Below are 26755 nucleotides of genomic sequence, written 5' to 3'. Positions count from 1 at the left end.
GCCTTGGGATTGTGCATACCAGGGCGGGGTCGGACATGGCCCGCCGCCCTCACGGATCGGTCGCGGCCGGTCCCGCCCCGCCACATGCCTGTACCCGGACCGGTCCCATGGTGCGTCTCGCCGCCTGTCTCCTCGCCGGAATGATCCTCACCGGACCCGCGGCCGCGCAGACCCTGCGCTACGGCATGATGGAGGATCCGGACGCCCTCGACCCGACGCTCGCCCGCACCTTCGCGAGCCGGATGGTCTTCGCCGCCCTGTGCGACAAGCTCGTGGATATCGGGCCCGACCTGAAGCCGGTGCCGCAGCTCGCGACCGCCTGGGAACTCTCGCCCGACGAGAAGGCGCTGACCATGCATCTGCGCCCGGGGGTGCTGTTCCAGGACGGCGAGAGGCTCGACGCCGCGGCGGCCAAGTACTCCATCGAGCGCCACATGACGATGCCGGGCTCGCAGCGCCGCTCCGAGATCGCCCCGATCGCCTCCGTGGACGTGGTCGACGACCTGACGTTCCGCATCAACCTGAAGCAGCCCTTCGCGCCGTTGCTGGCGCAGTTCACCGACCGGGCCGGCATGATGGTCTCGCCGAAAGCCGCCGAGCGACTCGGGGACAAGTTCGCCTCTGCGCCGGTCTGCGCGGGTCCGTACCGGTTCGTGGAGCGGGTGCCGCAGGACCGGATCGTGGTCGAGCGCTTCCCTGACTACTGGAACAAGGACGCGATCCAGATCCAGCGGATCGAGTTCCGGCCGATCCCCGACGCCACGGTGCGGCTGACCAACCTCCGCGCCGGGCAGCTCGACCTGTTGGAGCGGCTCGCCCCCACCGACGTTCCGCAGGTGAAGCGGGACGCCAAGCTGAAGCTCGACTCCACCACCGAACTCGGCTTCCAGGAGGTCCTGTTCAACCTCGGCAAGGCCGGCTCGCCGGTGGCCGACCCGAAGGTGCGTGCGGCCTTCGAAGCGGCGCTCGACCGCAACGCCATCAATCAGGTCGTCTATAACGGCGAGTTCCTGGCCGGGAACCAGTGGGTCAACCCGAAGAACCCGAACTACCTCGCCGCGTACCCGATCCCGAAGCGGGACGTCGCCAAAGCCAAGGCCCTGCTCGCCGAAGCCGGCAAGCCGAACCCGCAGATCACGCTCACCGTCTACGCCAACAGCGAGTCGCCCCAGGTGGGCCAAGTGATCCAGGCGATGACCAAGGAGGCGGGCTTCGACGTGAAGCTGCAGGCGGTGGACTTCACCACGGCCCTCGATGCCGCCGACAAGGGCAATTACGAGGCGCAGCTCTATTCCTGGAGCGGGCGCTCGGATCCGGACGGCAACACGTTCAGCTTCCTCGCCTGTAAGGCCGCGCTGAACTATCCCAAATACTGCAGCCCGGAGGCCGACGCGGCCCTTCAGGCCGAGCGCGGCACCGTCGATCCGGTGAAGCGCCAGGCCGCCTGGAAGGCGCTCGCCGATCAGGTCCTGAAGGACCGGCCGGGGATCTATATCCTGCACCGGAAGCTGCTCTGGGCCTACAGCCAGAAGCTCACGGGCTTCGTGCCCTATCCAGATGGGCTCGTGCGCTTCCCCGGCCTGAAGCTCAATTGATGCTGCGGTTTCTGGCCCGACGCCTCGCCCTGGCGGTCCCGACCCTGATCCTCGCCTCGATGATCATCTTCGCCCTCCAGCAATTGCTGCCGGGGGACGTCGCCACGGCTCTGACCGGCGAGGAGCGCGACCCGCAGGTGATCGCCTTCATCCGCGAGAAGTACCACCTCGATGCGCCGCTTCCGGTGCGCTACGGCTACTGGGCCGGGGGCGTGCTGCGGGGCGACCTCGGCGAGTCGATCCGCCTGCAGAAGCCGGTCTCCGAACTCATCGTCGAGAAGCTGCCGGTGACGCTCGAACTCGCGTGCCTGGCCATGCTGGTGGCGCTCGCCATCGGCGTGCCCATGGGGGTGCTCTCGGCGGTCAAACAGGGCCAGGCCGCCGACACGATCGCCAACGGGATCGCCCTCTGGGGCCTGTCGGTGCCGAATTTCTGGCTCGGGATCCTGCTGATCCTGCTGTTCTCGGTGGAACTCGGCTGGCTGCCGGCCTCGGGCTACGTCTCGCCCTTCGAGAGCTTGTCCGAGAACCTCGCCGCCATGGTGATGCCGGCCTTCGTGCTGGGCAACGCCATCGCGGCGGTGATGATGCGCCACACCCGGGCGGCGATGCTGGGCGTGCTCGGCTCCGATTACGTCCGCACCGCGCGCGCCAAGGGCGTCTCGCCGTTGCGGGTGACCCTGCGGCACGCGCTGCCCAACGCGGCGATCCCGATCATCACCCTGGGGGCGCTGGAATTCGGGCAGCTTCTGTCGGGGGCGGTGCTCACCGAGCAGGTTTTTTCCGTGCCGGGCTTCGGCAAGCTGATGGTCGACGCGGTGTTCAACCGGGACTTCGCCACCGTCCAGGGCGTCGTGATCTGCACCGCCGCCACCTACATCGCGCTCAACCTCGCCGCCGACCTGCTCTCCGCGGCCGTGAACCCGAAGCTGAGGCGGGCATGAGGGTCATGTTCAAGCGCACCGCCCTCCCTCCCCCCTTTGCGGGGGAGGGTGGCCCCCGAAGGGGGTCGGGAGAGGGGAACCCGGGTTCAGGAAGGGGCGCGACCTTCAGGCCGGGCACAGTCCTGTTCTGTACCGTCGCTTCCCTCTCCCGACCCGGCCTGACGGCCGGGCCACCCTCCCCCGCAGAGGGGGGAGGGAGGGCGCGTGGGTCTAACGTCGCCGCCAACGTCCCGAGCGCACGATGAGCACCGGCACCCCCATCGCCGGGACCACCGGCATCGCAGCGCCCACCGGCAACCCGGGCCTCGTCCAGGAACCCGGCACCATCACGGCCTTCTGGCGCCGCCTGCGCGCGCGCAGGAGCGCGATCGCGGGCCTCGTCATCGTCGGGCTGCTGATCCTGATGGCGGTCTTCGCCTCCTGGATCGCCCCCTACGACCCGACCGCCACCGACTGGGGCAACGTCCGCGGCGCGCCCAGCCTCGCGCACCCGTTCGGCGGCGATGAGGTCGGGCGCGATGTCCTCGCGCGGATCATCTACGGCGCCCGCGCCTCCCTCGGGGCGGGCCTCGTCTCGGTAGCGCTCGCCGTCTCCCTCGGACTGCCGCTCGGCCTGCTCGCCGGCTACGCGGGCGGCTGGATCGACGGGGCGATCTCCCGGCTGACCGACGCGCTGCTGGCGATCCCGTTCCTGATCCTGGCGATCGCGCTCGCGGCCTTCCTCGGCCCGAGCCTCGTCAACGCCATGATCGCCATCGGCCTGTCGGCGACCTCGACCTTCATCCGGCTGACCCGGGCGCAGGTGCGCGCGGTGGCGGCGGAGGAGTTCGTCGAAGCGGCCCGCGCCATGGGCAACCCGCCCTGGCGGATCGCGTTCGTCCACATCCTGCCCAACATCGTCCCGGCGATCCTCGTCCAGGCGACGCTGACCATCGCGGCCGCCATCATCGCGGAGGCGAGCCTGTCCTTCCTCGGCCTCGGCCAGCAGCCACCCGAGCCATCCTGGGGGGCGATGCTCAACACCGCCAAGAACTTCATGGATCAGGCGCCCTGGATGGCGATCTGGCCCGGCCTCTCGATCTTCCTGGCCGTGCTCGCCTTCAACCTGTTCGGCGACGGGCTGCGCGACGCCCTCGACCCGAGGCAGCGGACATGACGAAGCCCCTCCTCGACGTCCGCGATCTCGCGGTCGCCTTCGACACCGACGGCGGCGCGGTCCACGCGGTCAACGGCGTGTCCTACACCCTGCAGGAGGGCGAGACGCTCGGGATCGTCGGCGAATCGGGCTCCGGCAAGAGCGTGCACGTGCTGGCCATGCTGGGGCTGATCCCGCGCCCGCCGGGCCGGATCACCGGCGGGCAGGTGCTGTTCGAGGGCCGCGACCTCCTCGCCCTGAAGGAGCGGGAACTCCGAAACATCCGCGGCGGCGCGATCGGCTTCGTGTTCCAGGACCCGATGAGTTCGCTCAATCCCGGCATGAGCGTGGCGGCGCAGATCGTCGAGCCCCTGCGGATCCATCTCGGCCTCGACGCCCGCGCGGCCCGCGCCCGGGCAAAGGACCTGCTCGACCTCGTCCGCATCCCGAACGCGGCCGCGCGCCTCGACCAGTACCCGCACGAGTTCTCCGGCGGCCAGCGCCAGCGGGTGATGATCGCCATCGGGCTGAGCTGCCGGCCGAAGCTGCTGATCGCCGACGAGGCGACCACGGCGCTCGACGTCACTGTCCAGGCCGAGATCGTCGCCCTGGTGCAGGAGCTGAAGCGCGAGCTCGGTATGGCGATCATCTGGATCACCCACGACCTCGGCGTGGTGGCCGGCATCAGCGACACCGTGCAGGTGATGTATGCCGGCCGCATCCTGGAGCGCGGCCCGGTGGACGACATCTTCGCCGATCCCCGCAACGCCTACACGCTCGGGCTGCTGCGCTCCCTGCCGGACCTCTCCGGCGGCCGGGCCGGGCGGCGGCGCCTGCACCAGATCGAGGGGGCGCCCCCGGATATGCGCCACCCGCCGCCCGGCGATCCCTTCGCGCCGCGCAACGCCTACGCGACGCCCCGCTGCAGGGCCGAGATGCCGCCCCTGGCGCAGGCGCCCGGCGGGGCGCCGGGCCACCTCGTCGCCGCGTGGTACGACCTGCCGAAGATCCTGGCGCAGGAGGCGGCACGGTGAGCGCACCCCTCTATCCCGTCGTGTCGGTCCGGAACCTCACCAAGCACTATCCCCTGCGCTCCTGGTGGGGCGGCAAGGCCTCGGTGTTCCGCGCCGTCGAGGATGTCAGCTTCGACATCCGACCCGGCGAGACCCTGGGCCTCGTTGGCGAATCCGGCTCCGGCAAGTCGACGATCGGCCGGGCCGTGACGATGCTCAACCCGCCGACCTCCGGCACGATCGCGTTCGAGGGGACCGACCTCGCCAAACTCCCGGCGGCGGCGATGCGGAAGATGCGCGCCCGGATGCAGACCGTGTTCCAGGACCCCTACGCGGCCCTCAACCCGCGGATGAGCGCAGGGGACTACGTCGCGGAGGCGTTCAAGCTGCACCGGCGGGACATGCGCAGGGCCGAACGGCGGGAGGCGGTCGCGGCGCTGTTCCAGCGGGTCGGGCTCGATCCGCGGTTCATGGGGCGCTACCCGCACCAGTTCTCGGGCGGCCAGCGCCAGCGCATCTGCATCGCCCGGGCGATCGCCCTCAAGCCGAGCTTCATCGTCGCCGACGAGCCGATCGCGGCGCTCGACGTCTCGATCCAGGCGCAGGTGGTGAACCTGCTCCAGGACCTGCAGGACGAGATGGGCCTGTCCTATCTGTTCATCTCCCACGACCTGCGGATGGTGCGCTACCTCTGCCACCGGGTGGCGGTGCTCTGGCGCGGACGCATCGTCGAGCTGGCCGAGGCGGACGCCCTCTACGCGGATCCGCGCCATCCCTACACCCGCCGCCTGCTCGCCGCGGTGCCGGTGCCGAACCCGGCCGAGGAGCGCGCCCGCCTCGCCGCCCGCGACCTCGGCGGCCACGACCAGCCGCCGGACGGGCCGCTCACCGAGGTTGCGCCGGGGCATTGGGTGGCTTTGCCGGAGGGGAGGCCCGCGTGACGGCCTTCACGGCCTCCCCCTATCTCCACCTCAGCCTGAGGCGCGAGCGCAGCGAGCCTCGAAGGAGGGCTCCAGCCAGCCGCGCGATCCCTGGAGCGCTCCTTCGAGGCCTCCGCTTCGCTCCGGCGCCTCAGGATGAGGTCGCGTTTCGGATCCGCAGACTCTGAACCGTTCAGCACAGCAGGACATCCCGTGAGAGACTTCTCCGCCCCCGGCCGCTCCCCGGTCTACGCCGCCAACGCCGCCGTCGCGACCTCGCACCCGCTCTCGACGCTCGCCGCCATCGAGGTGCTGCGCGCGGGCGGCAATGCCGTCGATGCCGGCATCGCGGCGGTGGCCGTGCAATGCGTGGTCGACCCGCTGATGACCGGCATCGGCGGCGACTGCTTCGCCCTCTACGCCCCCGCCGGGGCCACGACGCCGATCGCGCTGGACGGCTCGGGCCGGGCGCCGGCGGCCGCGACGGCCGACTGGTACGCCGAGCACGGCGTCGCCATCACCCCGACCTCGCCGCACGCCGTCACGGTGCCGGGCGCGGTGGGGGCCTGGGACCTGCTGGTCCGCGAGCACGGCACCCGGCCGCTGGGCGAATTGCTCCAGCCGGCGATCCGTTACGCGGAGGACGGCTTCGTGGTCCAGCAGCGGGTCGGCTGGGACTGGCAGCGCTGCGTGCCCCGGGTCGCGTCCGACCCCCATGCCGCCGCGACCTACCTGCCCGGCGGCGAGGCTCCGGCCATCGGCAGCGTGATCCGCCTGCCCAAGCTCGCCGCCACCCTCCGGCGCATCGCCGAGGGCGGGCCGCGCGGCTTCTATGCAGGACCCGTCGCCCAGGATATGGTGAGCCGGCTCAACGAGCTCGGCGGCCTGCACACGCTCGACGACTTCGCCGCCGCCCGGCCCGACGTGGTCGTGCCGGTCTCGACGCGCTATCGGGGCTACGACGTCTACGAATGCCCGCCCGCCGGCCAGGGTCTGGCCGCGCTGATGATGCTCAACGTGCTGTCGCATTACGACGTCGGCGCCCTGTCGGAGCTCGACCGGCTCCACCTCTTCGCCGAGGTGTGCAAGCAGGGCTATCACCACCGGGACGTGCTGTTCGGCGACGCCGCCCTCGCCAACGTGCCGGTCGAGCACCTGCTCTCCGACGCCTGGAAGGCCGCCGCCCACGGGGCGATCGACATGGGCCGGGCGCAGGCGCCGGTGATTTACCCCGAGATCGCCCGGGAGATGGAAGAAGGCCGCGCCCACAAGGATACGGTCTACCTCTGTGTGGTCGACCGGGACGGCAATGCGCTCTCGCTGATCAACTCGATCTTCCAGGGCTTCGGGTCCGGCATCCTGGCCCCCGAGAGCGGCGTGCTGCTGCACAACCGGGGCCTGTCCTTCCGCACGGAGGGCGGGCACCCGAACAGCGTCGGCCCGGGCAAGCGGCCGATGCACACGATCATCCCCGGCATGCTGATGAAGGACGGACAGGCGGTCGCGCCGTTCGGCGTCATGGGCGGCCATTACCAGGCCATGGGCCATGTCGAACTGCTCTCCGGCATCCTCGACCGCGGCCTCGACGTCCAGGCGGCCCTCGATGCCCCGCGCAGCTTCGCCTACGGCGGCAGCCTGGAGGTGGAAGGCGGGGTCCCCGATGCCGTGATGGCGGGACTGGTCGCGCGCGGCCACGCGGCGATCCGCGCGCCCCTGCCACTCGGCGGCGGCCAGATCATCTGGATCGACCGCAAGGCCGGGACGCTGACGGCCGGCTCGGACCCGCGGAAGGACGGGGCGGCGCTGGGGTATTGAGGGGCGCTTCGCCCTCCCTCCCCCCTCTGCGGGGGAGGGTGGCCCCTGCGTCAGCAGGGGTCGGGAGAGGGGAACCCGGCTTCAGGACGGGACGCTACCTTCACACCGAACAGAGTTTCGTTCTGCACCGTCGCTCCCCTCTCCCGACCCGCTCCGCGGGCCACCCTCCCCCGCAAAGGGGGGAGGGAAATCCTGCGGAGCCGGCAGCCCGCCTCAGTCGATGTCGTCGACCACGTCGGCGCCGCCATAGAGCCGCTGGGCGAGCGACGCCTCCATGAACGGATCGAGATCGCCGTCGAGCACCTCGTCCGGATCCGTCGACTGGGTGCCGGTGCGCAGGTCCTTCACCAGCTGGTACGGCTGCAGGACGTAGGATCGGATCTGGTGGCCCCAGCCGATATCGGTCTTCGACGCGGCCTCGGCGTTGGCCTTCTCTTCGCGCTTCTTCAGCTCAGCCTCGTAGAGGCGGGCGCGCAGCATGTTCCAGGCGGTCGCCCGGTTCTTGTGCTGCGAACGCTCCTGCTGGCAGGCCACCACGATCCCGGTGGGATTGTGGGTGATGCGCACCGCCGAATCCGTGGTGTTGACGTGCTGGCCGCCGGCGCCGGACGACCGGTAGGTGTCGATCCGGCAGTCGGATTCCTTGATCTCGATCTCGATCCGGTCGTCGATCACCGGATAGACCCAGACGCTGGCGAAGCTGGTGTGCCGCCGGGCACTCGAATCGTAGGGCGAGATCCGCACCAGCCGGTGCACGCCCGACTCGGTCTTGAGCCAGCCATAGGCGTTGTGGCCCTTGATCAGGAGCGTCGCGCCCTTGATCCCGGCCTCTTCGCCGTCGGTCATCTCGACGACATCGACCTTGTACTTCCGGCGCTCGGCCCAGCGCGCATACATGCGCTGGAGCATGTTGGCCCAGTCCTGGCTCTCGGTGCCGCCGGCCCCGGCATGGACTTCGAGATAGGTGTCGAACCCGTCGGCCTCGCCGGACAGCAGGGTCTCGACCTGCCGGCTCGCGGCCTCCTTCTCGACCGCCAGGATCGACGCCTCGCCCTCGCGGATCGAGGATTCGTCGCCCTCCATCTCGCCGAGTTCGATCAGGGTGGCGCCGTCCTCGAGGTCGCGCTCCAGCTTCTTGATCGCCGTGACCGCCTCGTCGAGCTGCTGGCGCTCGCGCATCACAGTCTGGGCGGCCTCGGCATCGTTCCAGAGGTCGGGGTTCTCGGAGGCTGCGTTCAGCTCCGCGAGGCGTTTATCGACTGTATCCCAGTCAAAGATGCCTCCTCAGCAGTCCTATAGACTGCTTGGCGGCATCCGAGGCTTGCTCGATCTCGGCGCGCATCTGGTTTTTCGGGGGTGGGGTGTGGGAAAGGGGTTCTGTATCGGGCCGGGGTGATACCCCCCGGGGACCAGCCTGTAAACGCCGCCCCGCCGCCGCGGCCTCTTCCCGTGCGGCGCCCGACCGCAGGGATGCGCGCGAGCCGGTCCGCCCCGGGCGCGTTGTCGGGCACGAACGGCATCCGAGCGGAGGTCCGCGAATGGCGGAGGACGATCACGCAACGACGTGGAAGGACTTCAACGAAGCCGTCAACATGACGCCGGCGGCGCTGAGGAAGCATCTCGACAGCGACGGCAGCAAGGAGGTCGGCCAGAAGAAGGACGGCGATGAATCGACCGGCCACGCGATGGGCCGGCGTATCCTGGCCATCAAGGACAAGAAGAAGGCGGACCTGACGAGCGACGACTACGCTGCCATGGGCAAGGTCGTGAGCTACGTCCACCGCCATCTCAAGCAGGGCGGTGCGGCCCGCAAGGACCCGGACTCACCCTGGCGGATGTCGCTGATGAACTGGGGCCACGATCCGCACAAGGATTGAGGCCCCGGAGAGTCAGGATGGCTCAGTAGCGCGGCGGCACGGTGTAGGACGGGGCGATCACGTATTCCTTCGGCCGCTTGCGCGCGCCGAACCGGCTTTCGGTGATCTGGTCGTTAAAGTAGTCGAACCCGGTGTAGCCGAAGCCGCCGCCATTCATCACCTCGGCCACGGGAACCGGCGGCACGGCGAGATCGGAGCGCCCCGGCGGCACGACACCCTGGCAGCAGGTCTCGGCCTGAAGGACGGTCGGGCCATCCGGGGCCGTGAACACGTAAGCGCGCGGCCGGTACGGCGCCGGCGCGTAGGCGGCGTCGGCGGCGGAGGCACCCTGCCCCGTCACGAGGGCCAGCAATCCGGCGGCGATCAGGGTCTTGGTGCTCACGCGGTGCTCCGTCACGGGGCCGGTCGGACCGGCAGGTTTCCTGCAGTCTAGCGGATCGCCAGCGGATTGTCCGGCCCGTCCGAGCGGACCGGTTACCGAAATGCCGTTCGCGGATCAGCCGCGGGCGCGCAGGACAACCTGCGGGCTCGCCGGCACCGGGCGGCAATCCGAGATGAAGGCGTTGACCGGCAACGGCTTCGAGTCGCAGGCATAGACGTCCGTGGGGCCCGGCGCCGGGATCGGATCCCGGGCGATGATCGGGTTCGGCGCGCAGGCCGAGGCCGCGGCGGCGAGCAGCAGGGCGGCGATCAGGTTCAGGCGGCGCATGCGGCACTCGGGACGCGGGAAAACCCCCGTCCCTGACCCTGGCCATCGCGGTCCGCCCTGACAAGCGCCGGAGTGGGCCGACGGTGCCTTTGGCGGAGCCTGTCGCCCCGCGGCAACAACTTCAGCCGGTCCGATTACCCGGCGCGGGCCATCGGCACGACGTTGTGCAGGGTTTTGTCGGTGCCGTCGAAGAACCGGCGGACGTTGCGCGCCGCCTGGCGGATCCGCTGCTCGTTCTCCACCAGGGCGATGCGCACGTACCCGTCGCCGAACTCGCCGAAGCCGATGCCGGGCGCCACCGCCACGTCGGACTTCTCCAGCAGAAGTTTCGAGAATTCGAGGCTGCCCATCTCCCGGTAGCGCTCGGGGATCGGCACCCAGGCGAACATGGAGGCTGCCGGCGCCGGAATGGTCCAGCCGGCCTTGCCGAAGGATTCCACCAGGGCGTCGCGCCGCTTCCTGTAGATGCCGCGCATCTCGTGGATGCAATCATCCGGCCCGTTGAGGGCCGCGGTCGCGGCGACCTGGATCGGCGTGAAGGCGCCGTAATCGAGGTAGGACTTCACCCGGGTCAGCGCCGAAAGCAGGCGCTCGTTGCCCACCGCGAAGCCCATGCGCCAGCCGGCCATGGAGTAAGTCTTCGACAGGGAGGTGAACTCCACCGTGCAGTCGATGGCGCCCGGCACCTGGAGGACCGAGGGCGGCGGGTTGTCGTCGAAATAGACCTCGGCATAGGCGAGATCCGACAGCAGGATCAGCTCGTGCTGCTTCGCGAAGGCCACGAGGTCCCGGTAGAAGTCGAGGCTCGCCACGTAGGCGGTCGGGTTCGACGGGTAACAGACCACAAGGGCGACGGGCTTCGGGATCGAGTGGCGCATGGCCCGCTCGAGGGCCGGAAACATCTCAGGGGTCGGCTCGGCCGGCACGGAGCGGATCACCCCACCGGCCATCAGGAAGCCGAAGGCGTGGATCGGGTAGCTCGGGTTCGGCACCAGCACGACATCACCCGGGGCGGTGATCGCCTGAGCCATGTTGGCGAAGCCCTCCTTGGAGCCGAGCGTCGCCACCACCTGCGTTTCGGGATTGAGGCTCACGCCGAACCGGCGCTGATAATAGCCGGCCTGGGCCTTGCGCAGCCCCGCGATGCCCTTGGAGGCCGAGTAGCGGTCGGTGCGCGGGCGCCCGGCGGTCTCGCACAGCTTGGCGATGACGTGCTTCGGAGCGTCGAGATCCGGATTGCCCATGCCGAGATCGATGATGTCGGCGCCCTGCGCCCGGGCGGCGGCCTTGATCCGGTTGACCTGCTCGAAGACGTAGGGGGGCAGTCGCTTGATGCGGTGGAAGTCGGTCATCGGCGTGTCCATCGGCGCGTCCCGAGTCTGGCGTCTTTCGTAAGCCGGTCGCGCGAACCATCTGCTGTAGCAGACTTGCACGTCGCCGCCGACCCACAAAAGCGTGGCTATTGCGGGGGCGCCGGGGCCGGCTTGATACTCGCGGCGGCGCCCTGGCCGGCGCTCGCTGCGGCACGGCCGCGGGCCTCGTTGCGGCCGCGGGCGCCCTCGAGCTCCGCCTCCAGGGCCTTCTGCCCGGTGACGGTTTTCGGCCGGACCGGGCGTTTGGGGGCGTCGACGCCCACCGGCATGTAATCCTGCGTGTCCTTGGTGCGGGATCCGGTCACGAAGTCCGGTGCCGCCACGACCCGCGGCCCGTATCCCGCATCGGTTGCCAGCGTGCGCACGGCGTCCCCCGAGCAGCCGGCGAGCGGCCCCGCCAGGAGGGCGACCATCGCCGCGCAGGCGAATCCGGGGCGGCGAGCCCGGACGTCACTGTTCGAAAAGGCACGATCCATAGTCACACGGCCATGAGACGAGGAATAGGCATGAGAAGATCGGCCGGATGTCTCGGTCACGTTCCGGGGCGGGGTGGCGAAATCCCCGGCGCGTTCCTTATTTTAACGAAAACGTGGCCCGCGCGACAGGGTCGACAGCCCATATCAGGGAGGTACGCGTGACGAGCCCGCAGGCGCCGGACCAGACTGCTCCGCCGAAGCCGGCCCCCAACGGCGCGATGCCGGACGGGACGACCGCGCCGATGCCGGATTTCGAGGCCTTGTCCCGCAATGCCGGACAGTTCGTCGAGGCGATGGGCCGCAACGTCGCCAAGCTGCTCGGCCCCGACGGGCAGCCGGGCACATCCGGCAGCGAGCTGAACGAGGCGGCGAAGGTCCTCGGGCAGGTCGCCGAGTCGTGGCTCGCCGATCCGAGCCGCAGCGCCGAGGCCCAGACGCGCCTCTCGCAGGCCTTCCTGTCGCTGTGGGGGTCCACCTATCTGCGCCTGCAGGGCCAGCCGGCCGATCCGGTGGCGCTGCCGGAGCCCCGGGACGGCCGCTTCGCCCACACCGAATGGTCGACCAACCCGTATTTCGACTTCATCAAGCAGGCCTACCTCCTCGCTACCCGCTGGGCCGAGGGCCTCGTGGACGAGGCCGAGGGGCTCGACGCGCATACGCGCCACAAGGCGCAGTTCTACCTGCGCCAGTTCACCAGCATGCTCTCCCCCTCCAACTTCCTGCCGACCAACCCGGAATTGATCCGCCACACCCTGCAGGAGAACGGCGCCAATCTCGTCCGCGGCCTCAAGATGTACGAGGAGGATCTGGCGGCCGGCGGCGGCCAGCTGCGCGTGCGCCAGACCGACCCGAGCGGGTTCGAGGTCGGCCGCAACGTGGCGGTCACCCCCGGGGAGGTGGTGTTCCGCAACGACCTGATCGAGCTGATCCAGTATGCGCCCACCACCGAGACGGTGCTCCGGCGCCCGTTCCTGATGGTCCCGCCCTGGATCAACAAGTTCTACATCCTCGACCTCAACCCTCAGAAGAGCTTCCTCAAGTGGATGGTCGACCAGGGCCTGACGGTCTTCTGCATCTCCTGGGTGAATCCGGACGCGCGCCACGCCGACAAGGACTTCGAATCCTACATGCGCGAGGGGATCGAGGCGGCCATCGACGCGATCGGGGTCTCGACGGGCGAGAGCGCTGTCACGGCCGCGGGCTACTGCGTCGGCGGCACGCTGCTGTCCGTGACGCTCGCCATGCAGGCGGCCACCGGCAACCGGCGGATCAAGAGCGCGACGCTGCTGACCACCCAGGTCGATTTCACCCATGCCGGCGACCTGAAGGTGTTCGCTGACGAGGACCAGATCCGACAGATCGAGGCGCAGATGTCCGAGCGCGGCTACCTGGAAGGCGCCCGGATGGCCAACGCGTTCAACATGCTGCGGCCGAACGACCTGATCTGGTCCTACGTCGTGAACAACTACATCAAGGGCAAGGCACCCTCGGCCTTCGACCTGCTGTATTGGAATTCCGACGCCACCCGGATGCCGGCGGCCAACCATTCCTTCTATCTGCGCAACTGCTACCTCGACAACACCCTGGCGCAGGGCCGGATGGTGCTCGGCAACGTCCGCCTCGACCTCGAGAAGGTGCAGGTCCCGATCTTCAACCTCGCCACCCGCGAGGACCACATCGCCCCGGCGATCTCGGTGTTCGAGGGCTCGAAGATTTTTGGCGGCAAGGTCGATTTCGTGCTCGCGGGTTCGGGCCACATCGCCGGCGTGATCAACCACCCGTCGAAGCCGAAATACGGCTACTGGACCGGCGGCCCGGTCCGGGGGACGCTGGAATCGTGGATCACCGCGGCGGTCGAGACCAAGGGTTCGTGGTGGCCCTATTGGTTCCAGTGGATCGAGGCGCAGGCGCCCGAACGGGTGCCGGCCCGGAAGCCCGGGGGCGACGCGCTGCCGTCGCTGGGACCGGCGCCTGGAACCTACGTGCGGATGCGCGCCTGAGGCGCATCCGCACGCGTAGGGTGTCCCCCGGTCACGGGCGTCCCGCGGGCTCGCCTCAGTACTTGCGCACCAGCGGCGCCGGGGCCGGGGCCGGCGGAGCGCCGAACACGTAGCGGAAACCGACCGAGACGATGTCGGCGCTCGAGTCGACCACGCCCGCGAAGGCGATGTTGGCGACGTTGTAGTCGCGCCCGAGCCCGGCGAGGATCCGCGACCGGTTCAGGAAGAAGTGCGAGTAGGCGACGTTCAGGGTCAGCTGCTGGCTCCAGCGATAGCTGGCGCCGACCGAGACGTTGTAGCGGTCGCCGTCGGGCAGGCGCACCGAGCGGTTCGAGAAGTCGATCGGCGAGCTTTCGTAGGCGAAGCCGGTCCGCAGCGTCAGGTTCGGCGCCGCGTCGTACTCGGCGCCGATCGAGTAGGTGTAGCCGTCCTTGTAGTTGAGCGGCAGGGAATTCACCGACAGTCCGAGCGTCTTCGACACGATGCCGATGTTGCCGAGCCTCGACCAATTGTCCCACTCGAAGCCGAGATCCACCCGCGCCACCGGCGAGAGCGCCTGGGTGAGGCCGACACTCACCTTGTCGGGCGTGTTCAGCTTCGAGCGGACCTGCCCGGCCAGCGGCGCCAGGGCGAGCAGCGGCACGCCGATCGAACCGTCGATCTCGTGATGCACGGAGGAGCGGTAGCCGATGCCCAGCACGGTCCCGTCGCGGGGCGTCAGCGTGGCGCCCGCGGTGAAGCCCGCGCCCCAGGACTCACCCTTGAGGAAGGAGCTCGGATAGACGGTCGGCTGGAGGCCGGGGATCGGCAGCGCCTGCCGCAGGGTCAGTCGGAAATACTCGATGTTCGGGCCGGCCGCGAGCGAGAGCCACTCGTTGACCTTGAAGCCGATGACCGGGTTGATCGCCAGGGAGAAGATCCGGGACGAGCGCCCGTAGACTTCGCCGGCCCAGACCTGCCGCGGCTTGGTCACGAGGCCGAAGGGGGCGCCGGTGGAGAGGCCGAGCCAGAGGCGGTCGTTGAGTTGATAGGAGGTCGCCCCCGCCGGCACCACGGCGCCCTGGCCGATATCGCCGGAGCCGCCGAGGCGCGCGAAGCCGGGATTGGTGCCCGGCGCGGGACGAATCTCGGAGGAGAGGCCGATATAGGTGAAGTTCTGCTCCGCGACGAAGCCGGGATTCATCGTGATGGTCGCGGGATTCCAGAAGATCGACGAGACGCCGCCCGATCCCGCCGCCGCACCCGCGAAGGCGAGCCCCTGCGCCTCGGTACTCTGCTCCCGGATGCCGAACGCCCCCGCACGCGCCGCCCCGGCGCCGAGGATCATCGCTGTCGCCGCGAGCAACGCCGCGCGCACCGTCCCGCCCATCTTCTCCCCCAACGCTCGACCCGGCGCCGTCGATTGACCACGACTCGTGATGCGGCACCATTTCAGGCATCGTGCCGGTTCGCCGCACAGATTCGCAATGCCGATCGGCATTTCCCGCGCAAAGACGAAGTTCAATGGAAAGCCCGCACGAGATCCATCTGTTCTGAGCGTATCCCTGCGACGGTAAAATTTTATCATCCGACGTCTGTGTTCGCCGGGTCGGCCGCGCCCATGAATAATATGTCCTTAAACGGGCATATATGCACTTTCCCGCCGATATGTTGCCATAATGCGACATCGGCTTCGATCCGCGGTGTCGCCGATCACGCTTGCGCCAGGACCGGGGCCCGGCCATGGTCCCGCCAACCGGCGCAGACCGGTTCCAGGGTAAGGATCAGGAGCGCGGCGATGAAGCTCTTCCGGCACGGCCCGAGCGGCGACGAGAAGCCCGGCCTCGTGGACGCGAACGGAGGCTTGCGCGACCTTTCGAGCATCGTGCGCGACATCGCCGGACCGGCGCTCGGGCCCGACTCGCTGGCGCGGCTGCGCGCCCTGGATCCCGAGACCCTGCCGAAGCTGCCGCCGGACGTGCGCCTCGGCCCCTGCGTCGGCGGCACCCGCAACGTGGTGGCGATCGGCCTCAACTTCGCCGACCACGCCGCCGAGACGGGCTCACCGATCCCCTCTGAGCCGATCATCTTCAACAAGGCGCCGTCCAGCCTGTGCGGGCCGAACGACACCGTCATCATCCCCAAGGGCTCGTCCAGCACCGACTGGGAGGTGGAGCTCGCGGTGGTGATCGGCCGGCACGCCAGCTACGTCCACGCCAACGAGGCGCTGAGCTACGTGGCGGGGGCCTGCATCTGCAACGACGTCTCGGAGCGCGAGTGGCAGATGAACCGCGGGCCCACCTGGACCAAGGGCAAGAGCGCGCCGACCTTCGGGCCGCTGGGCCCCTGGCTGGTGACGCTCGACGAGATCCCCGACCTGAAGACCCTCGCCATGAGCCTCGACGTGAACGGCGAGCGCCGCCAGACCGGCTCGACGGCGACGATGATCTTCGACGTGCCCCAGCTCGTCGCCTACGCGTCGCACTTCATGCTGCTCGAGCCCGGCGACGTGATCACAACCGGCACCCCGCCCGGGGTCGGCCTCGGCATGAAGCCGCCGCGCTACCTGAAGGCCGGCGACGAGATGGTCCTCCGGATCGAGCGCCTCGGCGAGCAGCGCCAAAGGGTGATCGCCTTCGACGACTGGACCGCCAAGGTCTCGGCCGGCGAGCCGACGGACTGAGCGGACACGCTTCGGCCGCCCGGACGCTTGATTTCTGGCCGCCGATCCGGCTCAAACGCAGGATGAGCGCAACGTCCCTCCCCGCTTCCCCGCAAGACGCGTCCGGCCCGATCCGCCATGATTGGAGCCTGACGGAGATCCGGGCGATCCACGACCTGCCGCTGCTCGATCTCGTGCATCGGGCCGCGACGGTCCACCGGGCGCACAACGATCCGGCCGATATTCAAAGGGCGAGCCTGCTCTCGATCAAGACCGGTGGCTGCCCCGAGGATTGCGGCTACTGCTCGCAATCGGCCCACCACAAGGAGACCGGCCTCGCGCGCCAGCGCCTGATGCCGGTGGAGACGGTGCTGGCCGAGGCCGCCGCCGCCAAGGCCGCCGGCGCCACGCGCTTCTGCATGGGCGCGGCCTGGCGCAGCCCCAAGGACGGGCCCGATTTCGACGCCGTGCTCACCATGGTCCGGGGCGTGCGGGGCCTCGGGATGGAGGCCTGCGTGACCCTCGGCATGCTGACGGCGAGCCAGGCCGAGCGCCTCGCGGAGGCCGGGCTCACGGCCTACAACCACAACCTCGATACCGGGCCGGGCTATTACGACAAGATCGTCTCGACCCGGACCTATGAGGACCGGCTGGACACGCTGGAGCGGGTCCGGGCGGCCGGGATCGGCGTCTGCTGCGGCGGCATCATCGGCCTCGGCGAGGGGGTCGGCGACCGCGTGGCGATGCTGCAGGTTCTGGCCAATCACGCGCCCCATCCCGAGAGCGTGCCGATCAACGCCCTGGCCGCCGTCGCGGGAACGCCGCTGGGCGATACCGCGACGGCGATCGACCCGTTCGACATGGTGCGGATGTGCGCCACCGCGCGCATCGTGATGCCCCGGGCGCGGGTCCGGCTCAGCGCGGGCCGCCGGGCGCTCAGCCGCGAGGCCCAGGCCCTGTGCTTCCTCGCCGGGGCGAACTCGATCTTCTACGGCGAGCGGTTGCTCACCACGGCCAACAACGAGGCGGATGCGGATGCGGCCCTGCTGGCCGATCTCGGCATCCGCGTCGCCGAGCCGGTTCTCGCCGCGGCGGAATAGGGCCTCAGCCCTCCGGCAGCACGATCCGGAACCGCGCCCCGCCCTCGCAGGTGTCGAGGGTCAGCGCGCCGCCATTGATGCCGATCAGTTCGGCGGCGATCGGCAGGCCGAGCCCGGTGCCGCCGGAGCGCGTTGAGCCGGCGAATGGGGCGAACAAGTTCTCCCGCGCGCGCGCCGGCAGGCCGGGGCCGTTGTCGGCGACCCAGATGGTCACCCGGCCCGGCTCCTCGCGCACGGCCGCGACCTGCACTGCGGCCTCCGCGACCTTCGCCCCGTCCAGCGCCTGGACGGCGTTGCGGACGAGGTTGGCGAGGGCCCGGCCGAGCTGCTCCGGATCGGCCAGGACGGACAGGTCGTCCGCCGCCACCCGCACCGCCACGGGGTGGGCCGAGAGCGCGGCAAGGTCCGGAAGCTCCGAGAAGATCGGCGCCAGCTTCGTGCTGGCCAGGCGCGGCGCCCGCTCGGTGACCCGGCCATAGGCCAGGGTCGCCTCGCAGAACCGGATCGCCCGGGCCAGGGTCCCCACGAGCCGCGGGGCGACGCGCTGGACCGTCGGATCCGCGGTCCCCTCCAAACGGTCGCCCAGGAGTTGCGCTCCGGTGAGCAGATTGCGCAGCTCATGGCTGATCTTGCTCACCGCGAGCCCCAGCTCGGCCAGCCGCCGCTTCTGGCGGAGCTGGTCGGCGAGGCTGCGCTGCATCCGCCCCAGCGCCAGCTCGGCCTGGCCGATCTCGTCGCTGCGGCGGGACGGCGCGATGATCCGGCCGGCATCCTCCGGATCGTCCGCGAAGGCCGTGATGCTGGTGACGAGCCGCCGGACCGGGCGCACGATCAGGACCTGCAGGACCACGAAGACGAGGCCCGCCGCCGAGGCCGCGATGATCAGCGAGGAGACCAGCAGGCGCAGGGCGTAGTCGACCATCGCGGCCCGCAGCGGTGCCTCGTCGAGGAGGATCTCGACCCGGTCGAAGCCGATACCGCCCTCCCCGACCACGCGGATCGGCTCGCGCATCGGGGCGACGAGGGTGCGCCAGGCGCCGCGGACCGCCGAAAAAGCCGTGACGTCGCGTAAATCGACGGTGTCGGCGACCCGTTCCGGCACCGGCTCGATGGCGAGCAGGCGCTGCGTGCCGCCGCCGCGGACCGCGATGGCCCGGGCGTTGACCCCCGCGAGCAGCCGGCTCTCCAGCGCCTCCGAGACCGGCTCGGCCGTCCGGCCGTCCAGGACGAGGGCGGCGACCTGGGCCGCCGCCAGACGGTCGGACATCCACTCGATCCGGTAATTGGCCACGGCCGGCACGTAGGTCAGCACCTCGGCCGCCACCACGAAGGCGACGGTGACGAGGAACAGCCGGCCGGACAGGCCGAGGCGCAGCCGCCGCCGTTCGGGCCCGTCGCGGGTCGGGGCGGCAACCGGCAGGGCCGGAGCCGCGACGGTGGTGTCGGAATCAGCGGCCATGCCGGTCAGGCTCCGCGCTTGCATCGCGGATCGGGATCGGCGGGGTGGAGGGTGCAGATGCTCGAGCCGGGTCCGGCCTTCGCGGGAGACATGTTCGCAAGCCACAGTTTTGCAGGGGATACAGGCTCTTGCCCGTCAGCACTATACGGTAGCGACCCGCAAGCGGTTGCATGTGCCCTTCGACATCGGAGATCGCGCGCCGCTGCGGATGGCGGATCTCAGCCGCGCCGGGCGCGTCGGCTCAGGACCATGCTGGCCAGGGCGAAGACGCCGAGCATCGCGAGCCCGGCCACCATCCTGGGCGTGATCAGGTCCCGCAGCGTCAGGGCCCTGTCGCAGCCGCTCCCGTCGGCCGCCAGGCAGGCGGCCCGGGCGGCCTCGTGGGCCGCCACCACCTCCTCGATCCCCGCCCCCGTGGTGGCGTACACGAAGGCGCCGGGCAGCAGGCCCAGGACGGTCGCCGATACGAAGACCCACATCCTCACCCCGAACGCCGCGGGGGCGAGGTTGGTCACCCAGAACGGGAACAGGGGGAGGAGCCGCAGCACCACGATGTAGCCGAAGGCGTCGCGCCGGAAACCCGCGGCGAGACCCGCGAGGCGGTTGCCGCCCATCCGCCGGAGCAGGTCGGCCCCGGGGCCGCGGCCGACGGCGAACACGATCGCGGCCCCCGTCGTGGCGGCGCAGACCGCCGTCAGCGCCCCCGGCACGATCCCGAACAGGAAGCCGCAGATCATGGTCAGGATCAGGGTCGCCGGCACCGACACCACCACGGCCCCGACATAGAGGCCGTAGGCCGCCGCCAGCGCGCGGACATAGTCCGCCTCGACGAGCCCGCGCAGCCAGGCCCGGGAGGCGAGCAGCCGGTCGAGGCTCAGGATCTGCGCCGCGCCCGAGACGAGCACGAAACCCGAGATCCCGAGCAGCAGCACGAGCGGCAGCCAGCGCCGCACGCGGGTCCAGCGGCCCTCGGCGACGGGTGGGGCTTCGCTCACCCGGGCTTGCGCATCCGCAGGATCTTGAAGAACCCGCCCGGGAAGGTCGGTTTCAGCCCGACGACCTCGACGCCGTTGCGCCGGGCCCAGGCCTCGACCCGCGTCGCCTTGAAGTCCGACGACCAGCCGATCTTGGTGCAGAGCGGCGCCACGATCTCCTCGACCCTGGCCACGGGGCCGTCGCTCTGGCCGAAATGATTGGCCAGCACGATGCCGCCGCCGGGGCGCACCACCCGCAGGAACTCGGACATCGCGGCCTCAGGGTCGGGCACCAGGGTGATCAGGAACTGCGCCACCACGGCGTCGAAGCTCGCATCGGCGTAGCCCAGGTGGCAGACATCCATGACCTGCAGGCCCTTCACGTGGGCCAGGTTGCGGCGCCGGACCTTAGCGCGGGCGCGCTTGAGCATGTCCTCAGACAGGTCGACGCCGCAGACGAAGCTCGACCGCGGGTAGTAGCCCAGCGCCAAGCCGGTGCCGACGCCGGCCTCCAGGATCCGCGGGCCGTGCTCGGCCGCCGCCTCGACCGCGGCGCGGGCCGCGGGCTCGGTGAGCTTGTCGTAGACCACGTCGTAGACGGGGGCCCAGCGGGCATAGGCCTTGCGCATCAGGGCCGTGCTCGGCCCGGCCGTCTGCGGCTCGCTCAGCATCGTTCGGTCTATCCTGGGAATGGGATCAGGCGGCCTCTCGGGGCCGGGCCGACAACGCGTCGACGCGCCGGATGGTGCCGCCGCCGAGCACCTGGGCCCGGGGCCCGTCATCCGCATAGATCGCGCAGGCCTGGCCCGGGGAGACCCCGTCCTCGGGCTCGGCGAGCACGATTTCGACCGCGCCGTCCGGCCCGACCGTGAGCGTCGCCGGGCGCGGCGGCCGGGTCGAGCGCACGCGCACCGCCACGGGCAGGTCGCGCACGGCCTCGGCCGGGCCGGCGCCGAGCCAGTTGAGATCCGAGAGGCGGATGCGGGTCGTCGCCAGCGCCGTACGCGGGCCGACCACCACCCGGGCGGTATCCGGCTCCAGCCGCACCACGTAGAGCGGCTCGGGTCCCGACAGGCCGAGCCCCCGGCGCTGGCCGACCGTGTAGTGCACGATGCCCGCGTGCCGCCCGACGACCTGACCCGCGAGATCGACGATCTCGCCCGGGCGGGCGGCGTCCGGGCGCAGGCGGGCGATCACGTCGCTGTAGCGGCCCTGCGGGACGAAGCAGATGTCCTGGCTGTCCGGCTTCTCGGCCAGGGACAGGCCGAGATCCTTGGCCAGCGCCCGGGTCTCGGGTTTGGTCATGTCGCCGAGGGGAAAGCGCAGGAAGTCCAGCTGCTCGGCCGTGGTGGCGTAGAGGAAATAGCTCTGGTCCCGGGCGGGGTCGAGGGCGCGGTGCAGCGCCCGGCCGCCCCCCGGCAGGGCCCGGCTCGCCACGTAGTGCCCGGTGGCGAGGGCGTCGGCGTTCAGGTCCCGGGCGAGGCCCAGCAGATCGCGGAACTTCACGGTCCGGTTGCACTCGACGCAGGGGATCGGCGTCTCGCCGGCGAGGTAGCTCTCGGCGAACTTCTCGATCACCGCGTCGCGGAACCGGTCCTCGTAGTCGAGGACGTAATGCGGGATGCCGAGATGCGCAGCCGCCCCCCGGGCGTCGTTGATGTCCTGGCCGGCGCAGCAGGCCCCCTTGCGATGGGTCGCGGCGCCGTGGTCGTAGAGCTGAAGTGTGACGCCGACCACGTCGAAGCCCTGGCGCTTCAGGAGACCGGCCACCACGGAGGAATCGACGCCGCCCGACATGGCGACGACGACGCGCGTCTCGTGGGGGGCTTTGGGAAGATCGAGGGCGTTCATCACATGGGTCCGCAGCCGCCGGCCCGGAAGCTTCCCGGCTGCACGCCGCGTCTATAGCGGGACTCGGCCCGGCTTTCCAGGGCAACGCGTCCGCCGGCCCGGATACCCGGCAGATCCTGCCGGGTATCCGGCAGCTTCGGCCGCATCGCGGCGCGCCGACAGCGAGAGAAACGTTTTGTTCTCAGCGCCTTGGCCCCACCGCGCCGGTGGCGCGCACCTTGCTGCATCGGATCCGAGAGGAACCCGGCATGGCGAGCGGTGCGGCGGATCGGTTGAATGTCACCGCGTGGGCTCCGTCCACGCGGACGGGCTGGGACGCGGCGGGGGTCGCGGCCCGGGCCGGCGACTCGTCGCAGGACCGGTTCGGCGCGGCCCTGAGCGAGGCCCGGACCCAAGACGCTGCCGCGGCGGCGCAGGCCCGCGCGGCCAGCCAGCGGGACGCGACCGATGCCGGGCGGGCTCGCCAGACCGCCCAGCGCGACGAGGCCGACGCCTCCCGCGCGGCCGCCGAGCGGGCGCGGGACGCCGCGGTGCGGGCCGATACCCGGGCCGCGGACCGGCGGCCGGTTGCCGCCAAGTCGTCGGACGCGTCCGCACAGGCCGCCGACACCCCCCGCCCGAAGGAGCCCCCGGCCGATTCGGGCCCGCCCCCGGAGACGTCCGAGGCCGCATCGCCGAGGGCGCCTTCGAGCGCGCAGGCGCAGACCGATCCCGCTTTGTCGAAGACCGCGAAGGCCGATCCCGCCGCAGAGCAATCCGGGACGGCCGCGGCGAATCCCGCAGCCGACGCCCCGGCCGCGGGCACCGACATGTCCGCCCGGACCGAACCGGCCGTGCAGACCCCGCAATCCGATCCCGCCGCGCAGGCCGCAGGCTCCAACCCCGCCGCCACGTTGCTGACGCTTCTCGCGGCGCTGTCCAAGGGCGGCGGCCCGGCCGGCACGGCGGCCGTCGCGTCCGGGGACCAGGCATCCGGGTCGGGGGAGATAGCCGCCAAGGGTGTGGCGACCCCGGCCGGCGCCGGGGCGACACTATCCGGGACGGGGACGCCCGCTGCGGGCCCGGTGGAGGCCGCCGCCGCGCAGTCCACGGGAGTTTCGGGAATCGCCCGGGCGGGCACCGGGGCGAAAGCTCTCGTCAACGCTGCAGGATCCGGGCAGCTCGATCCGAGTGCCGCGGTCGGGGCCGTTGCCACCGGCGCGGGCGATCCCGCATCCGCCGCCTCTGGCCCCGGCAAGGACTTCCTGGCCGCCCTGGCCGATGCCGGTCAGAGCGGGGGCGCGGCGCAGGCGACGGCCCCGTCCCCGGCCCCTGCGGGTGGATTGCCCGCGACGCCCGCGGCATCCGTCGGAACGACCAACGCCGCGCAGGCCGCGAGCGCGACCACGCCGAACGCGGCGCCCGCCCCGACCGATCCCCCCATCCCCATCGGACAGGTGCCGATGGCCATCGGCCTGCGCTCGCTCAACGGGTCGAACGAGTTCCAGATCCGCCTCGACCCCATCGAGCTCGGGCGGATCGACGTCAAGCTGGAGATCGACAAGGCCCGCGGCACCGTCACGACCCACTTGGTGGTCGACCGGCCGGAAACCCTGGCGCTGCTTCAGCGCGACGCCGGCCAGCTGCAGCAGGCCCTGTCCCAGGCCGGTCTCGACCCGTCGGCCGGCGGGCTCAACCTGTCGCTGCGGGGCGACGGCAGCGCCCAGAGCAACGGCGGCGGCGGCGACGGCCGGTCGGGCGGCTCCCCCCAGGGCGGTTCGGCAGGCTGGACCCGGGATCAGGCGGAGGCCCCGCAGGAGACCGCCCCGACCCGGTGGCTGCGCGGCTACGGCGGCCTCGACATCAGGATCTAGGGCATCGGCCCGGGCGGCGGATGCCGGCCCGGCGCGCCTCGCGGATCGACACGGAATCATCGCGCCCGGGCCCAGCGCTCAGGCACGGCACAGGAGAGAACGGCATGTCCAGCGGCATATCCAGCCTCACGAGCACGGCGGCCACGACCAACACGGCGTCGAGCGGCGGCGCAAACGCCACCGAGATCGCGAGCAACTTCACGCAGTTCCTGACGCTGCTGACCACGCAGCTCAAGAACCAGAACCCCCTCGACCCGATGGACACCAACCAGTTCACACAGCAGCTGGTGCAGTTCGCCGGCGTCGAGCAGCAGCTCAAGACCAACGACCGACTCGACAACATCCTGACCGCGTCGCAGTCGGCCAGTTCCGCCTCGGCAACCAGCTATATCGGCAAGACCGTCACGGCGGACGGCAGCACCTCCCAGCTCGCCGGCGGCTCGGCCTCCTGGAGCCTGACGCCCGCCCGGGCGGCCTCGAAGGCGGTGATCACGATCCTGGATTCGAACAGCAACGTGGTGGCCACCCAGACCACCTCCCTCGCCGCCGGAAGCCAGTCCTACACGTGGAACGGCAAGACTTCGGCCGGGCTGACGGCAGCCAACGGGAACTACTCGATCAAGGTCGCGGCGACCGATGCCACGGGCGCCAACGTCGCCGTCGACACCAGCCTGTCGGGGACGGTGGACGAAGTCGATCTCAGCGGAACTTCCCCGGTCCTGTCGATCGGCTCGCAGAAAGTGCCCCTGTCCAGCGTGCAGACGATCGGGTTGTCCACAAGTGGCACTTAACGAATCACATCCGAGTGACTCGCTTCAACATCTCTTAAGCGGGCGCAAGTACCTTGGACTCTCGACAGGTCAGTCGAGTGTAGAGCGTATCATGACCGAACCTAGCCGCCCGAGAGTGAAGTATGTCATCGGGCCCGACGGCAGCCCCCTCACCATTGCGGACCTTCCGCCCCCGAGCACCCGCCGCTGGGTGATACGCCGCAAGGCCGAGGTCGTGGCCGCGGTGCGCGGCGGCCTCCTCAGCCTGGAGGAGGCGTGCAAGCGCTATACCCTGACGACCGAGGAATTCCTGAGCTGGCAGTTCTCCATCGACCAGCACGGTCTGGCCGGCCTCCGGACCACGCGGATCCAGCACTACCGGCACTGATCCCGGCGACGGCGGGGATGGAACCGAACGCCCGCGCCCGCCGGTCCCGAAACATCACGAAGCCGTGTCCCGGTCCCGGGCGCGGCTTCGCGGCGTTTCGGAGACCCGTTCGTGCGTCCGCGAGCCCCGGCATTAACGGCCCGCTAACCACGGCCTGGGCAACTTCTGCCGAGCGGGCCGCCAGGGACCGCCTCGCGTTCAGAGTGCAGCGAATCCGCCCGTGAAGCCGGTCCTCGATCTCGTTACGAAGTTCGGACCGGCCCGCATCGCCGCCATGGCGGCGGTGACGCTGACGCTCATCGGCTTCTTCGCCTTCATCATCCTGCGGGTCTCGCGCCCGGACATGGGCGTGCTGTTCTCGGACCTGTCGATGCAGGATTCCAGCGCCGTGGTCCGCGAACTCGACAGCCGCGGCATCCGCTACGAGACCCGGGGCGACACCGGCCAGACGATCATGGCGCCCCGGGCCGACCTCGCCAAGCTGCGCATGGACCTGGCCGGCAAGGGCCTGCCGACCCAGGGCGGGGTGGGCTACGAGATCTTCGACAAGGGGGACGCGTTCTCGTCCACCAATTTCGTGCAGAACGTGAACCACCTGCGCGCCCTGGAGGGCGAGCTCGCCCGCTCGATCCGGGCGATCGGCCGGGTCCAGGCGGCCCGCGTCCACCTGGTCCTGCCGGAGCGCCGCCTGTTCGAGCGGGACCGCGAGAACCCCAGCGCCGCCATCGTGCTGAAGCTGATGGGCGACCTCGATGCCGGGCAGGTGCGGGCCATCCGCCACCTCGCCGCCTCGGCAGTGGAGGGCCTGAAGCCCGAACGGGTCTCGATCGTCGACGAGCGCGGCCGGCTGCTGGCCGACGGCGCCCGGGATGCCGAATCCGACGGCGCCAGCGGCTACGAGGACCGGCAGGTCACCCTGGAACGGCGCCTGCGCGGCCAGATCGAGGACGTGGTCGCCGGCATCGTCGGGCCGGGGCGCGCCCGAGTCCAGGTCAATGCCGAGCTCGATCTCAACCGGATCGAGAGCCGCTCCGAGACCTTCGACCCCGAGAGCCGGGTGGTGCGCTCTGCGCAGACCCGGACCGAATCGGCGCTCACCGGCAATGCCGACGGGCAGGTGAGCGTCGGCAACGAGTTGCCCGGCGCCAACGGCGCCGACAAGGCGCCCGCCCCCAAGGACGCCACGAACAAGAACGAGGAGACCACGAACTACGAGATCTCCAAGGTCACCAAGACCGAGATCGCCGAGGGGGGCCGGATCAAGCGCCTGTCGGTGGCGGTGGTGGTCGACGGCGTCTACGCGACGGCGGCCGACGGCAAGCAGGCCTACACCCCCCGGGCTCCGGCCGAGATCGAGCGGATCACCGCCCTGGTGCGCAGCGCGGTCGGCTTCGACAAGGGGCGCGGCGACCAGATCGAGGTGGTGAATCTGCGCTTCGCGGAGGCGCCGAGCGTGCCGCAATTCGCCGAGCCGACGCTGATGCAGGCACTGCTCACCCCCACCAAGGAGGACGTGCTGCGCATGGCCGAACTCGCCGTGCTGGCGCTCCTGACCCTGATCGTCCTGCTGACCGTGGTGCGCCCGCTGATACGGCAGGTGCTGGCACCCATGCCGGCCGCGCCGTCCCTGGCCGGGCCCGGGATGGGAGGCGCGCTCGACGCCGCGGCGATCACGGGCGCCGGGGGGGGGACCATCACGGTGGTGGAGCGGGACAACCCCACCGCCCGGCTGATGGAGTTCGCCAAGATCAACGGCCAGGTCCAGGCCGAGACCGTCCAGCGCGTGGTCGACATGGTCCGGGCCAGCCCGTCCGAGACCGTCGAGGTGCTGCGCGGCTGGATCCAGGAAGAGTAAGGCGTCG

The 26755-nt window shown here is 70.7% G+C and carries 24 protein-coding genes; 14 read left to right on the top strand and 10 right to left on the bottom strand.

Annotation, left to right across the window (positions count from 1 at the left end; translation table 11 throughout):
* Positions 1-107: 107 nt before the first annotated feature.
* The 6 genes from AC3IF1_RS08645 to AC3IF1_RS08620 all read left to right on the top strand — a co-directional run bounded on the left by AC3IF1_RS08645 (position 108) and on the right by AC3IF1_RS08620 (position 7422).
* Positions 108-1595, top strand: a complete 1488-nt coding sequence (locus AC3IF1_RS08645; protein WP_489217214.1) for an ABC transporter substrate-binding protein — start codon at positions 108-110, stop codon at positions 1593-1595.
* Positions 1595-2539, top strand: a complete 945-nt coding sequence (locus AC3IF1_RS08640) for an ABC transporter permease (protein ID WP_489217213.1) — start codon at positions 1595-1597, stop codon at positions 2537-2539. Before AC3IF1_RS08645 ends, AC3IF1_RS08640 begins: the two co-directional genes overlap by 1 nt.
* Before the next feature lie 241 nt (positions 2540-2780).
* On the top strand, positions 2781-3695 hold the full coding sequence (locus AC3IF1_RS08635) for an ABC transporter permease (RefSeq protein WP_489217212.1): 915 nt from the start codon (positions 2781-2783) through the stop codon (positions 3693-3695).
* On the top strand, positions 3692-4708 hold the full coding sequence (locus tag AC3IF1_RS08630; RefSeq protein ID WP_243973641.1) for an ABC transporter ATP-binding protein: 1017 nt from the start codon (positions 3692-3694) through the stop codon (positions 4706-4708). Before AC3IF1_RS08635 ends, AC3IF1_RS08630 begins: the two co-directional genes overlap by 4 nt.
* Positions 4705-5628, top strand: a complete 924-nt coding sequence (locus AC3IF1_RS08625) for an ABC transporter ATP-binding protein (RefSeq protein WP_489217211.1) — start codon at positions 4705-4707, stop codon at positions 5626-5628. The genes AC3IF1_RS08630 and AC3IF1_RS08625 overlap by 4 nt, the downstream gene beginning before the upstream one ends.
* Before the next feature lie 192 nt (positions 5629-5820).
* On the top strand, positions 5821-7422 hold the full coding sequence (locus AC3IF1_RS08620; protein ID WP_489217210.1) for a gamma-glutamyltransferase family protein: 1602 nt from the start codon (positions 5821-5823) through the stop codon (positions 7420-7422).
* A 213-nt stretch (positions 7423-7635) separates the two neighbouring features.
* Here AC3IF1_RS08620 and prfB read toward each other — a convergent pair.
* A protein-coding gene (gene prfB / locus AC3IF1_RS08615; protein ID WP_489217209.1) for a peptide chain release factor 2 occupies positions 7636-8764 on the bottom strand; the annotation gives its coding sequence in 2 pieces (ribosomal slippage) (positions 7636-8694 and positions 8696-8764; 1128 coding nt in all).
* Between the two features lie 196 nt (positions 8765-8960).
* Between prfB and AC3IF1_RS08610 the strand changes: the two genes are divergently transcribed.
* Positions 8961-9299, top strand: a complete 339-nt coding sequence (locus tag AC3IF1_RS08610) for a DUF3140 domain-containing protein (protein WP_489217208.1) — start codon at positions 8961-8963, stop codon at positions 9297-9299.
* Between the two features lie 22 nt (positions 9300-9321).
* Here AC3IF1_RS08610 and AC3IF1_RS08605 read toward each other — a convergent pair whose 3' ends face one another.
* The 4 genes from AC3IF1_RS08605 to AC3IF1_RS08590 all read right to left on the bottom strand — a co-directional run bounded on the left by AC3IF1_RS08605 (position 9322) and on the right by AC3IF1_RS08590 (position 11794).
* The gene (locus AC3IF1_RS08605) at positions 9322-9681 is read right to left on the bottom strand and encodes a hypothetical protein (protein WP_489217207.1); all 360 of its coding nucleotides are present in this window, start codon (positions 9679-9681) and stop codon (positions 9322-9324) included.
* Between the two features lie 114 nt (positions 9682-9795).
* Complete coding sequence (locus AC3IF1_RS08600; protein WP_243965142.1) at positions 9796-10008, bottom strand: hypothetical protein; 213 nt, start codon at positions 10006-10008, stop codon at positions 9796-9798.
* 134 nt (positions 10009-10142) lie between these two features.
* Complete coding sequence (locus AC3IF1_RS08595) at positions 10143-11360, bottom strand: LL-diaminopimelate aminotransferase (RefSeq protein WP_243965143.1); 1218 nt, start codon at positions 11358-11360, stop codon at positions 10143-10145.
* A gap of 107 nt (positions 11361-11467) precedes the next feature.
* Positions 11468-11794: a hypothetical protein gene (locus AC3IF1_RS08590; RefSeq protein ID WP_489217206.1), complete on the bottom strand. Its 327-nt coding sequence runs from the start codon at positions 11792-11794 to the stop codon at positions 11468-11470.
* Between the two features lie 281 nt (positions 11795-12075).
* Here AC3IF1_RS08590 and AC3IF1_RS08585 point away from each other — a divergent pair, with 281 nt between their 5' ends.
* Entirely contained in the window at positions 12076-13857 is a 1782-nt protein-coding gene (locus tag AC3IF1_RS08585) for a PHA/PHB synthase family protein (protein ID WP_489220357.1), read from the top strand.
* Positions 13858-13912: 55 nt separating this feature from the next.
* On the opposite strand, the gene AC3IF1_RS08580 is transcribed toward AC3IF1_RS08585, so the two are convergent.
* A complete protein-coding gene (locus AC3IF1_RS08580; RefSeq protein WP_489217205.1) occupies positions 13913-15226 on the bottom strand; it encodes an OmpP1/FadL family transporter in 1314 nt (437 codons plus the stop codon).
* Between the two features lie 408 nt (positions 15227-15634).
* Here AC3IF1_RS08580 and AC3IF1_RS08575 point away from each other — a divergent pair, with 408 nt between their 5' ends.
* Both AC3IF1_RS08575 and bioB read left to right on the top strand, forming a co-directional pair.
* Entirely contained in the window at positions 15635-16519 is an 885-nt protein-coding gene (locus tag AC3IF1_RS08575; protein ID WP_243965150.1) for a fumarylacetoacetate hydrolase family protein, read from the top strand.
* A 62-nt stretch (positions 16520-16581) separates the two neighbouring features.
* A complete protein-coding gene (gene bioB / locus AC3IF1_RS08570) occupies positions 16582-17598 on the top strand; it encodes a biotin synthase BioB (protein WP_489217204.1) in 1017 nt (338 codons plus the stop codon).
* A gap of 4 nt (positions 17599-17602) precedes the next feature.
* Here bioB and AC3IF1_RS08565 read toward each other — a convergent pair whose 3' ends face one another.
* The 4 genes from AC3IF1_RS08565 to mnmA form a co-directional block, all read right to left on the bottom strand.
* Positions 17603-19057, bottom strand: a complete 1455-nt coding sequence (locus tag AC3IF1_RS08565; protein WP_489217203.1) for an ATP-binding protein — start codon at positions 19055-19057, stop codon at positions 17603-17605.
* Between the two features lie 218 nt (positions 19058-19275).
* Positions 19276-20052, bottom strand: coding sequence for a TVP38/TMEM64 family protein (locus tag AC3IF1_RS08560; protein WP_489217202.1), 777 nt, complete (start codon positions 20050-20052; stop codon positions 19276-19278).
* Positions 20049-20702, bottom strand: a complete 654-nt coding sequence (locus AC3IF1_RS08555) for a class I SAM-dependent methyltransferase (protein ID WP_489217201.1) — start codon at positions 20700-20702, stop codon at positions 20049-20051. Before AC3IF1_RS08555 ends, AC3IF1_RS08560 begins: the two co-directional genes overlap by 4 nt.
* Before the next feature lie 25 nt (positions 20703-20727).
* The gene (mnmA, locus tag AC3IF1_RS08550) at positions 20728-21882 is read right to left on the bottom strand and encodes a tRNA 2-thiouridine(34) synthase MnmA (protein ID WP_489217199.1); all 1155 of its coding nucleotides are present in this window, start codon (positions 21880-21882) and stop codon (positions 20728-20730) included.
* A 248-nt stretch (positions 21883-22130) separates the two neighbouring features.
* Here mnmA and AC3IF1_RS08545 point away from each other — a divergent pair, with 248 nt between their 5' ends.
* The 4 genes from AC3IF1_RS08545 to fliF all read left to right on the top strand — a co-directional run bounded on the left by AC3IF1_RS08545 (position 22131) and on the right by fliF (position 26748).
* Complete coding sequence (locus AC3IF1_RS08545) at positions 22131-23735, top strand: flagellar hook-length control protein FliK (protein ID WP_489217197.1); 1605 nt, start codon at positions 22131-22133, stop codon at positions 23733-23735.
* 104 nt (positions 23736-23839) lie between these two features.
* Positions 23840-24526, top strand: coding sequence for a flagellar hook assembly protein FlgD (locus AC3IF1_RS08540; RefSeq protein ID WP_243966897.1), 687 nt, complete (start codon positions 23840-23842; stop codon positions 24524-24526).
* 91 nt (positions 24527-24617) lie between these two features.
* Positions 24618-24893, top strand: a complete 276-nt coding sequence (gene sciP / locus AC3IF1_RS08535) for a CtrA inhibitor SciP (protein ID WP_007569077.1) — start codon at positions 24618-24620, stop codon at positions 24891-24893.
* 220 nt (positions 24894-25113) lie between these two features.
* Positions 25114-26748 carry a flagellar basal-body MS-ring/collar protein FliF gene (gene fliF / locus AC3IF1_RS08530; RefSeq protein WP_489217195.1) on the top strand — a complete coding sequence of 545 codons (1635 nt, stop codon included), beginning with the start codon at positions 25114-25116 and terminating at the stop codon, positions 26746-26748.
* Positions 26749-26755: the final 7 nt, after the last annotated feature.

This window comes from Methylobacterium sp. E-012, from assembly GCF_057836545.1.
Note: the sequence above shows the minus strand (reverse complement) of the source record. Positions and strands in the feature narration are given on the sequence as shown.

Coding starts and splice junctions, on each gene's coding strand:
- AC3IF1_RS08640 (WP_489217213.1), top strand. CDS start 1,595: ATGCTGCGGTTTCTGGCCCGACGCCTCGCCCTGGCGGTCCCGACCCTG.
- AC3IF1_RS08610 (WP_489217208.1), top strand. CDS start 8,961: ATGGCGGAGGACGATCACGCAACGACGTGGAAGGACTTCAACGAAGCC.
- AC3IF1_RS08645 (WP_489217214.1), top strand. CDS start 108: ATGGTGCGTCTCGCCGCCTGTCTCCTCGCCGGAATGATCCTCACCGGA.
- bioB (WP_489217204.1), top strand. CDS start 16,582: ATGAGCGCAACGTCCCTCCCCGCTTCCCCGCAAGACGCGTCCGGCCCG.
- AC3IF1_RS08540 (WP_243966897.1), top strand. CDS start 23,840: ATGTCCAGCGGCATATCCAGCCTCACGAGCACGGCGGCCACGACCAAC.
- AC3IF1_RS08600 (WP_243965142.1), bottom strand. CDS start 10,008: ATGCGCCGCCTGAACCTGATCGCCGCCCTGCTGCTCGCCGCCGCGGCC.
- AC3IF1_RS08545 (WP_489217197.1), top strand. CDS start 22,131: ATGGCGAGCGGTGCGGCGGATCGGTTGAATGTCACCGCGTGGGCTCCG.
- AC3IF1_RS08635 (WP_489217212.1), top strand. CDS start 2,781: ATGAGCACCGGCACCCCCATCGCCGGGACCACCGGCATCGCAGCGCCC.
- AC3IF1_RS08555 (WP_489217201.1), bottom strand. CDS start 20,702: ATGCTGAGCGAGCCGCAGACGGCCGGGCCGAGCACGGCCCTGATGCGC.
- AC3IF1_RS08590 (WP_489217206.1), bottom strand. CDS start 11,794: ATGGTCGCCCTCCTGGCGGGGCCGCTCGCCGGCTGCTCGGGGGACGCC.
- sciP (WP_007569077.1), top strand. CDS start 24,618: ATGACCGAACCTAGCCGCCCGAGAGTGAAGTATGTCATCGGGCCCGAC.
- AC3IF1_RS08575 (WP_243965150.1), top strand. CDS start 15,635: ATGAAGCTCTTCCGGCACGGCCCGAGCGGCGACGAGAAGCCCGGCCTC.
- AC3IF1_RS08630 (WP_243973641.1), top strand. CDS start 3,692: ATGACGAAGCCCCTCCTCGACGTCCGCGATCTCGCGGTCGCCTTCGAC.
- AC3IF1_RS08595 (WP_243965143.1), bottom strand. CDS start 11,360: ATGACCGACTTCCACCGCATCAAGCGACTGCCCCCCTACGTCTTCGAG.
- mnmA (WP_489217199.1), bottom strand. CDS start 21,882: ATGAACGCCCTCGATCTTCCCAAAGCCCCCCACGAGACGCGCGTCGTC.
- AC3IF1_RS08585 (WP_489220357.1), top strand. CDS start 12,076: ATGCCGGACGGGACGACCGCGCCGATGCCGGATTTCGAGGCCTTGTCC.
- AC3IF1_RS08580 (WP_489217205.1), bottom strand. CDS start 15,226: ATGGGCGGGACGGTGCGCGCGGCGTTGCTCGCGGCGACAGCGATGATC.
- AC3IF1_RS08565 (WP_489217203.1), bottom strand. CDS start 19,057: ATGGCCGCTGATTCCGACACCACCGTCGCGGCTCCGGCCCTGCCGGTT.